Below are 7,971 nucleotides of genomic sequence, written 5' to 3'. Positions count from 1 at the left end.
TGATGTTGACGCGCCCAAACATATCGCCAGTCAAGCATTTGTTCAGTGACCTTGATGACTGCCTACATCACGTCGAAAGTTCGCTGTCTGATTCTCTCACCCTTGAGGATCAAGATACTGAGCAAAACAATAGCGAAAAAAACGTATAGGAAACCGAGATGCCATTTGATTACGAATTGGACCCGAAAGCGATTGAGCGACAAAGCTTTGAGCTGATTCGCCAGCTAAGCAACTTGAGTTGTTTCGATAAAGAACAACAACAGGTCGTGATGCGTGTCGTACATAGCTTAGGTATGCCCGAGCTGACGGATAAGATTCTGTTTAGCGCAGGTGCTTGCGAAAAAGGCAGAGCGTCCTTGGGTCAGAATAAGCCAATTTTGTGCGATGTGGAGATGGTCAAGCAAGGCGTTACTAAGCGCATGATTGAACGAGAGCCCCTGTGTTTTTTGAACGATAACGACACCATTCAACAGGCTAAACAACTAGGCGAAACAAGGTCGATGGCTGCCTTAAGTTCTTGGACACCCTTCTTGAAAGACAGCGTTGTATTGATAGGGAATGCTCCAACGGCCTTGTTCAGATTACTTGAAATGTTGGAACAAGGCGCAGACAAACCGGCGCTTATCATCGGCATGCCAGTCGGCTTTGTCGGCGCAGCAGAATCTAAAGAAGCGCTTTGGGAAGAACACAAAAAATTAGGCGTGGAGTGTATAACCTTGGCTGGCCGCCAAGGTGGCAGTGCAGTTACCGCCGCGGCTTGTAATGCGCTTTTACGCTGTAATCGCGGGGAGTGGTATTAATGCCCTTACATGTAATTGGCCTTGGCGTTTCGGAGCAAGCGAACTTGGACGAAGTCGCCTTGAGTGCTTTGCAGTCAGCAGATCGTATTATTGGTTCCCAGAGACAGTTAGAGACGGTTCGCTGGTGGATTTCAGAAAGGCAGGTGACTGAGCAGCTTCCTAAGCTCTCTATTTTAAAAGGGCAATTGGCGAGCTATCTGGACGAAGGTGAAACAGTTGCCTTGCTAGCCTCAGGTGATCCGCTATTTTTTGGTATCGGAAAATGGGTACGGCAGAGCTTTTCGGATTTGAGGCAAGATCAACTTTGTTTTCATGCGGGCGTGTCCAGCATTCAAGCCGCTTGCCATCGACTCGGCTGGTCCTTACAAGATGTTGAGGTTATTTCACTGCATGGTCGTCCATTACAATCTTTGACCACTCAGCTCAAACCGCATACATGCTATGTATTGCTCACTGATCAAAATAGTTCTGCGCATGCAATTGCTAAAGAATGCCAACGCCGTGGCTTTGAAATGGCAGCGCTGACGGTCTGCGAAAAGCTTGGTTATTCAGACGAACGGGTACGTCTATTATCAATTGATGAACTCATTGATGGAGAGGCACAAAGCCAACGTTTTGATCCCTTAAATGTCGTGTGTTTACAGACACTTGAATCGACGCAATATACGCCGACATTTCCGGGAATTCCGGATGAGCAGTTTGTGACGGACAAAGCACCCGGTAAAGGCATGATTACCAAGCGTGAAGTTCGCTTAGCGATATTGTCTTTGTTAGAACCGACAACAGACGATTGCATTTGGGATGTTGGGGCAGGTTGCGGTGGTGTTGCCACAGAGCTAGCGTTGTGGGGTAAAGGTGCCCAGGTTCATGCAATCGAGCATCATCCGGAGAGGTTAGACTGCTTGAAGGCGAATCAGCACCGTTTCGCAGTTGAACCAAACTTGTCAATTGTTGAGGGCAGTGCACCTGATATTTGTTCAACTTTGCCCGCGGCTAACAAGGTTTTTGTGGGCGGAAGCGGCGGTCAGTTATTAGACATTCTAAATCTAGCCTGGGAGCAACTACCAGAGCGTGGGATGGTCGTCGCCAGTGCCGTGACCGAACAAACGCGCCAACAACTTTATCAGTTTTACCAATCTCGGTTCAGCGATGAAACAAGCCATGTCGAAACATTTGAGCTGGCCGTTAGTCGCGGCGAAACGCTGGCGGGTGAGTTGTATTACAAACCACAACTACCCGTCACACTTTATAAGTTTGTGAAAGTAGAAAAGACAGCAACGAATGAGGCCTTGGATCATGTCTAACCAGCAGCAGGTCAATCAGAATAAGCTCGGCGCCTTTTATGGTGTTGGCGTTGGGCCGGGTGATCCTGACTTACTAACGATGAAGGCATTCAAAGTAATCCAGAACGCGCCAGTGATCAGCTATCTCAGTGGTGAAACCGGTAGCTCACAAGCGAAAATGATTGCAAGAAACGCGCTGACAGAACGTGAAGAGAGAGCGGCGGATCAGGGTCTTAATGTTCTTGAGGATGTCGTGATCGAGATGCCGATGTCGAAGGATCGTACCTTAGCGAATCACGCTTACGACAGTGGCGCTGTTCGGATAAAAGCGGCGCTTGATGCGGGGCAGGATGTGGCGTTTTTGTGTGAAGGCGACCCCTTATTTTTCGGCTCGTTTGCCTACTTACTTGAGCGGCTTCAGGATGACTACCCCTGTCAGGTGATCCCAGGTATTTCGTCTGTGAATGCTGCTGCCAGCGCGATGATGCAACCGCTTACAATGTTAAAAGAATCGTTTGTTGTGGTCAGTGGCCGTCATCAGGATTCGCAAATAGAGCGAGCCCTTAGCGAGCACGATAGTGTGGTGATCATGAAAGCAGGGCAGGCCCGCCCAAGAATATTGGCATTGCTTGAGCGAACGGGAAGATTAGCCGACGCCACGTATCTTGAATATATCGGCCGAGATAATCAGAAGATTGTGAGCGATATAACTCAATTATCTCCAGAGCAAGGGCCGTATTTTTCTTTGTTTGTGGTTTTACCATCGGCAGATCGTAGCTCAGAGGAGAGAAGTCGTGATTAGAATTTTCGCGTTAACCGAAGCCGGGCGCTGTTTGGCAGAACGCTTAGCAAGCGCAATTAGAACCGATTCAACTGCGCTTACGAATGAAGTCGAGGTGTCGTTTAAACCGCAACCCTTTGCGCAAACGGTGCAAGACTCATTTCGCGCCGGCGAACGACAGATTTTAATCTGTGCCACAGGCATTGTCATGCGAACACTCGCGCCGGTAATGGTGAACAAACATGAAGACCCGCCCGTCCTCGTTCTGGATGAACGTGGCGAATTTGTTATTCCCTTGCTGTCCGGGCATGAAGGTGGCGCGAATGAGTTTGGGCGAATTATTTCGGAAGTACTCAGTGCAAGCTTGGTCTTAACGACGGCGGATCCGTATTTGAAACCAATCTACATCGTGGGCATGGGCTGCGAGCGGCATTGCCCTGAGTCAGAACTTCGTGCCTTGCTAGAACAATGCCTTGTGGAAAAGGGTTTAGAGCTTTCACAGATTAGCGGCATCGCAAGCATTGATATTAAGGCGGACGAACAAGGGTTAATCGATTTGGCGGCATCCCTGGCTTTACCGTATCTCACATGGGACAAAGATCAGTTGGCGACGGTTGAGTCTCAGCTGAGCGTAAAGTCAGATTATATATTCGACACAGTTGGCGTGTATGGGGTCGCTGAATCGGCGGCATTGTATTCGGCACAAAAGACGACGTCTGCGCCAGCGGAGTTGGTTTTATCGAAACAAAAGACAAAGAAAGCCACGTGCGCGATTGCACGGAGCTTTACTAAGACAGCGTCAGATAAGTAATAGTGCTTAGGTCGTATTGGAAAAATAGTTCATTTGAATTAAGAGCAGGAAACAAAATTAGCATGAGTCAGTTATTTGTAGTGGGCACCGGTCCTGGTGATAGATCTCTTGTGGCGCCGAAAGCGCTTAGCGCCATTGGAGCCAGTTCAGATTTGGTCGCGTACGGTTTGTATCTCGACTTGTTAGGTGATGTGTGTGATGGAAAAACACATCACGAGTTACCTTTGGGGGAAGAGATCGGGCGAGCTAAACTCGCCTTAGATCTCGCGGCTAGCGGTAAAACAACCGCCTTGGTTTCGAGTGGCGACATCGGCATTTATGCGATGGCAACGTTGGTGTTTGAATTGTTGGATCAACAACTCTTAAAGCAAGCGCAAGGCGAGGCCTTAGATCATCCAGAATGGCTAGATGTTGAGATAGACGTTGTCCCTGGAATCTCTGCCATGCAAGCGGGCGCAAGCCGTGTCGGCGCCATGCTCGGTCATGATTTTTGTACCGTATCGTTATCTGATTTGCTAACGCCTTGGGAGACGATCGAAAAGCGTATTCATAGCGCTGGCCAAGGTGACTTTGTTATCTCGTTCTATAACCCCGTATCTAAAAAGCGTGATTGGCAGTTGAACCATGCGCGAGACGTTTTGCTCCAGTACCGACCGGCTTCGACGCCCGTTTTGTTGGGGCGCCAATTAACCCGTGAAGACGAGTCCATCACCATTACCACCCTAGATAAGTTAGATGCCAAAGACGTTGATATGTTCACGCTTGTGAGCGTTGGAAACAGCGAATCTCGACATATCGTCAATGGCAAAAAAGAATGGGTTTACACGCCAAGAGGCTATAAGAAAAAACTATGACAGTCTATTTTATTGGAGCCGGTCCGGGTGACCCAGAGCTCATGACCCTAAAAGGCCAGCGTATACTTGAGCGTTGTCCTGTTGTTTTGTACGCCGGTTCATTGATACCCAGAGAGGTCTTGGATTCAGTTGAAGATAAAGCAGAGTTGATTGTCGATACCGCCTCTATCGACTTAGAAGAAATTAGCCAGCACATTGAGAAAGCCCACCAAGAAGGTAAAGACGTTGCGCGGCTTCAATGTGGTGACCCTTCACTTTATGGTGCGATTGGTGAGCAAATTAGACGGCTAGAGCAAGCTGGTATTGATTATGAAATCATACCGGGTGTCAGTGCTGTTGCTGCGTCTGCCGCGTATTTAGGTAAAGAGTTGACCTTGTCTGGCGTTTCTCAAACGCTAATTATGACGCGCTATGAAGGCAAAACTCCGTTTCCTGAGCGAGAGCGGCTTCCGCAGCTGGCACAAAGCGGCGCGACCCTCGCGATCCATCTTGGCGTCACCCGCATCCATAAAATTGTTGGAGAGCTGATTCCGCATTATGGCGAAGACTGCCCTGCAGCTGTGTGTTACAGAACCAGTTGGCCCGATGAAGACAAAGTCACAGGAACATTAAAAGATATCGTCGAAAAAGTACGCGAAAAGAAATTTACTCGAACATCTTTGATCCTGGTCGGTCATGTGTTGGATACCGACGATTTTGCCGATTCTTATCTATATGCCAAAGACAAAGCGCATGTCTATCGGCCCAAGGTTAAACCAGATGTACCGAGACAAGTGAAGCGCTAGCAGCAGAAAACAACACACGTTGTCGGTGAGTTTGATTAAGCACAAAGACAACCAAGATAGAACAACAACGAGAGTACAGCGAGATAAATGATGCAATTAAATAAAATACCTACCACCGTCGTTACTGGCTTTTTAGGAAGTGGTAAAACCACCTTACTATCAAATGTCATTCAGCAAGCTGAAGGCAAACGAATCGCCGTTATTGTCAATGAATTTGGTGAACTTGATATTGATGCGGACCTGCTACGTAGCTGTCCTTTGTCTTGTGAAGAAGATGGTGCTGAAAGTGGTGTTGTTGACTCCGACTCTAGCGCTAACAATGGTATTTACGAACTCGCCAATGGTTGCATTTGCTGTACGGTGGAAGAAGAGTTTCTGCCTGTTATGCAGCAGCTTGTAGAGCGTCGTGATGATATCGATCACATTCTGATTGAGACCAGTGGCTTAGCACTACCCAAGCCCTTAGTGCAGGCATTCAATTGGCCTGGCATTAAAGAATATTGCACCGTCGATGCCGTGGTAACGGTTGTCGATGGTCCAGCGGTGGCATCAGGGCGATTTGCGCACGATGAAGGTAAGGTTCAGGCACAGCGTTTGGCCGATGAAAGTCTTGATCACGACCCTAGCTTGCAAGAACTGTTAGACGATCAATTGAGTGCTGCAGACTTGGTTGTGGTTAGCAAAAATGATTTGCTAGACGCGCCACAACGTCAATTGGTTGAAACGATTGTCGGCAAGCGCGTACCAAGCGAAGTCAAAACGACCTATATCAGTAACGGTGAAGCAGAGCTCAATGCCATCATCGGCATTGATGCTGCGGCTGAAGAGCGTATCGAGCAAATACATAATCACCATGATCATCACCATGCGCACGGCGAACATCACGAGCATGCACATGACCATTTCGATTCGTTTGTGATTCAGATCGGTGAAGTCGATAGCGATAAAATTCAAGCAGCGATACAAAACGTTGTTAGTGACTTCAATATCTTCAGAGTAAAAGGTTTTGCAGCTTTGCCAGGTAAGCCAATGAGACAAGTATTGCAGGCTGTGGGTAAGCGTCTAGACAGTTATTTTGACCGCCCATGGCAAGCAGGCGAGCCAAGAAAAACATCGCTCGTTTTTATCGGAAAAGGCATCGAGAAAGCGGTCATCCAAAGCGTATTAGAAAACGCCCTGGTTTAGGTGGACGGGTTTAGGCAAACAGGTTTAAACGCACCCATTAGACAAGCGATATTGAAAGGCAGAATTTGGTGATTTTTTTATGCATTTGCTAGCAGCTAAACCGGGTGGTTTTGTCGATGATGAAGGTATTATCGATCTCGATCAAAGCCCCGCAGAGGTAGTTATACTGACATCGGCAGACAGTAGTTTGTCTGCACTGTCGTATGCGCTACAAAATATGCACGAAGATCACCAACACGATGTGAACTTTCCGCAAGTGCGTTTGGCGAACTGGATGCAATTGTTAAAGCCTGCTGCGTATGACTTGTATGAGCATAAGGTCTTGGAGTCGGCCCAAGTCGTTGTCGTATCCTTATTGGGTGGCGCGAGTTATTGGGCCTATGGTTTGGAGCGCTTGGTTGACTGGCAGAACGCACAAACACCGGACGCTCCTAGAACCTTAATTGTGGTTCCTGGGGATGATAATCCTGATCCGGACTTATCTGATGCTAGTTCGGTAGTGCCTCAGGATGCGCACCGTGTTTGGCGTTACTTGCGTGAAGGCGGCGTCGAGAATGCCCGACATCTTTATCACTTTATTATTGCGCGTTATGTCAGATTATTAGCTGATCTAACGTTGTCATGGCAAGAGCCGAGGCCCTTACCCAAATGTATGATTTACGAGCCGGGTGTAGAGCAGGGGACCTTATTAGCTTGGCAAGACAAGGTAAGCAATAAGGCTGGCCAAGATAATCCAACCGTAATGCTGTTGTTTTATCGAAGTCATTTGCAAAGCGCTAATACCACGATGTTCGATGCGCTAATTAGTGTCTTGGAACAGCATCAGCTTTCTGTGTTACCCGTTGCGATTAGTTCGCTAAAAGACCCGTCATCACTCTCCTTGGTTAACGCATTAATCGACCAGGCAAATGTACAGTTGGTACTGAATGCGACTGGGTTTGCAACCAATACCGTGGCGAGCCCCGATCTTAGTTCTGAGCCAAGTACTTTCCAATCGCCCTTTGAGAAAGACCTTGTTGTTTTGCAGTTGGTATTGTCAGGTAGTACAGAAGAAGACTGGTTAGCGCATAGCCAAGGCTTGAGAAGCCGAGATTTAGCGATGCAAGTCGTGCTTCCTGAAATGGATGGTAGGATTGCAACCCGTGCACTTAGTTTTAAGAGCGAGAGTTTCTACGACGAGCATGCCCAGTCGAGTATCGTTCAATATGAATTAAATGCTGAACGGGCACATTTCGTAGCGGAATTAGCATGGCGATATTGCCGACTTGCGGTGAAGCCAAATTCAGAAAAACGCATCGGGATGATACTCGCGAATTATCCGACGAAGGATGGCCGGATAGGGAATGGCGTTGGGTTAGACACACCCAATTCAGCCTGCCAAATTCTGAGTGCCTTGGCCGATGCTGGTTACCCCGTTAGCGATATTCCCGAATCGGGAAATGCATTGATCGAAGCATTGCTAACTTCTGTCA

8 protein-coding genes are annotated in these 7,971 nt (G+C 48.0%); all 8 read left to right on the top strand.

What is annotated here, in order from left to right; translation table 11 throughout:
• The first annotated feature begins 158 nt into the window (after positions 1–158).
• Positions 159–800 (top strand): precorrin-8X methylmutase, encoded by a 642-nt coding sequence (locus tag A3761_RS18215; RefSeq protein WP_068511648.1) that lies wholly within the window; start codon positions 159–161, stop codon positions 798–800.
• On the top strand, positions 800–2,104 hold the full coding sequence (gene cbiE / locus A3761_RS18210) for a precorrin-6y C5,15-methyltransferase (decarboxylating) subunit CbiE (protein ID WP_068511651.1): 1,305 nt from the start codon (positions 800–802) through the stop codon (positions 2,102–2,104). The genes A3761_RS18215 and cbiE overlap by 1 nt, the downstream gene beginning before the upstream one ends.
• Positions 2,097–2,885: a precorrin-2 C(20)-methyltransferase gene (gene cobI, locus A3761_RS18205; RefSeq protein ID WP_068511653.1), complete on the top strand. Its 789-nt coding sequence runs from the start codon at positions 2,097–2,099 to the stop codon at positions 2,883–2,885. The genes cbiE and cobI overlap by 8 nt, the downstream gene beginning before the upstream one ends.
• A complete protein-coding gene (locus tag A3761_RS18200) occupies positions 2,878–3,675 on the top strand; it encodes a cobalamin biosynthesis protein (protein WP_068511655.1) in 798 nt (265 codons plus the stop codon). Before cobI ends, A3761_RS18200 begins: the two co-directional genes overlap by 8 nt.
• A 62-nt stretch (positions 3,676–3,737) precedes the next feature.
• Positions 3,738–4,529: a precorrin-3B C(17)-methyltransferase gene (gene cobJ, locus A3761_RS18195; protein ID WP_068553735.1), complete on the top strand. Its 792-nt coding sequence runs from the start codon at positions 3,738–3,740 to the stop codon at positions 4,527–4,529.
• Positions 4,526–5,314: a precorrin-4 C(11)-methyltransferase gene (gene cobM, locus A3761_RS18190; RefSeq protein ID WP_068515059.1), complete on the top strand. Its 789-nt coding sequence runs from the start codon at positions 4,526–4,528 to the stop codon at positions 5,312–5,314. Before cobJ ends, cobM begins: the two co-directional genes overlap by 4 nt.
• A 90-nt stretch (positions 5,315–5,404) precedes the next feature.
• Positions 5,405–6,499, top strand: coding sequence for a cobalamin biosynthesis protein CobW (gene cobW, locus A3761_RS18185; RefSeq protein WP_068515065.1), 1,095 nt, complete (start codon positions 5,405–5,407; stop codon positions 6,497–6,499).
• Between the two features lie 79 nt (positions 6,500–6,578).
• Positions 6,579–7,971: cobaltochelatase subunit CobN (locus A3761_RS18180; RefSeq protein ID WP_197473104.1), on the top strand; the 1,393-nt coding region annotated here is incomplete at its 3' end.

It is taken from the genome of Oleiphilus sp. HI0123 (assembly GCF_001635315.1).
The sequence above is the reverse complement of the archived record's forward strand: the minus strand, read 5'-3'. Positions and strand labels throughout refer to the sequence as shown.

Excerpts from the sequence above, each read along its gene's own strand:
- A3761_RS18215 (WP_068511648.1), top strand. The coding sequence starts at position 159 with ATGCCATTTGATTACGAATTGGACCCGAAAGCGATTGAGCGACAAAGC.
- cbiE (WP_068511651.1), top strand. The coding sequence starts at position 800 with ATGCCCTTACATGTAATTGGCCTTGGCGTTTCGGAGCAAGCGAACTTG.
- cobI (WP_068511653.1), top strand. The coding sequence starts at position 2,097 with ATGTCTAACCAGCAGCAGGTCAATCAGAATAAGCTCGGCGCCTTTTAT.
- cobJ (WP_068553735.1), top strand. The coding sequence starts at position 3,738 with ATGAGTCAGTTATTTGTAGTGGGCACCGGTCCTGGTGATAGATCTCTT.
- cobM (WP_068515059.1), top strand. The coding sequence starts at position 4,526 with ATGACAGTCTATTTTATTGGAGCCGGTCCGGGTGACCCAGAGCTCATG.
- cobW (WP_068515065.1), top strand. The coding sequence starts at position 5,405 with ATGCAATTAAATAAAATACCTACCACCGTCGTTACTGGCTTTTTAGGA.